This window comes from Rhodoglobus aureus (assembly GCF_039527955.1).
GTDB lineage: Bacteria > Actinomycetota > Actinomycetes > Actinomycetales > Microbacteriaceae > Rhodoglobus > Rhodoglobus aureus.
Genome location: NZ_BAAAKW010000037.1, coordinates 1 through 631, shown reverse-complemented (window position 1 = coordinate 631; position 631 = coordinate 1). Strand labels below are relative to the sequence as shown.

Here is a 631-nt window from a genome sequence, read left to right as displayed (position 1 = left end):
TTGTTATGTATCAGGACATCTCTGACGGTTCTGCATCAATAGAGCTCTGACCTTTCAGCGGTCTTTGGTCCTGACACTTCCCGTCATTGTTTGAGGCATGAGTCGTATTGAGCCTGTTGATCCTCGTGTCCGTCTTGCTATTACCCAGTGGCCGCCCGATGCTCCGCGGGGTGCGGTGAGCACGTTCTGCGCGGAGCACGGCATCTCCCGGGAGACGTTCTACGCGATAAAACGGCGGGCGCTCGTGGAGGGTCAGGCGGCGGCCCTTGAGCCTCGAACCCGCCGGCCGAGGTCGAGCCCGAACCGAACCGCTGACGACGTGAAGGCTCAGGCGATCGGGGTTCGGGCCGCGCTCGAGCAGTCGGGGCTTGATCATGGGCCGATCAGTGTTCACGAGAAAATGCGCGCGTTGGGAATAACGCCGGTCCCGTCGACGGCAGCACTATCGCGAATCTTCCGCGATGCCGGGGTTGCCCGGGTGGAACCGCGGAAGAAGCCGCGGGCGTCGTTCCGGCGGTTCGTTTATCCAGCGCCGAACGCGTGCTGGCAGCTCGACGGCACCGAATATGTCCTCACCGCTGGGCGCAAATGCGTGATCTTCCAACTCATCGACGACCACTCCCGCCGCGCG

The 631-nt window shown here is 62.8% G+C and carries 1 protein-coding gene; it reads left to right on the top strand.

Features of this window, described 5'->3' with window-relative positions; genetic code table 11:
- Positions 1 to 97: 97 nt before the first annotated feature.
- Positions 98 to 631 (top strand): transposase family protein (locus tag ABD112_RS11510; protein WP_486374864.1); only part of this gene is annotated, 534 nt, incomplete at its 3' end.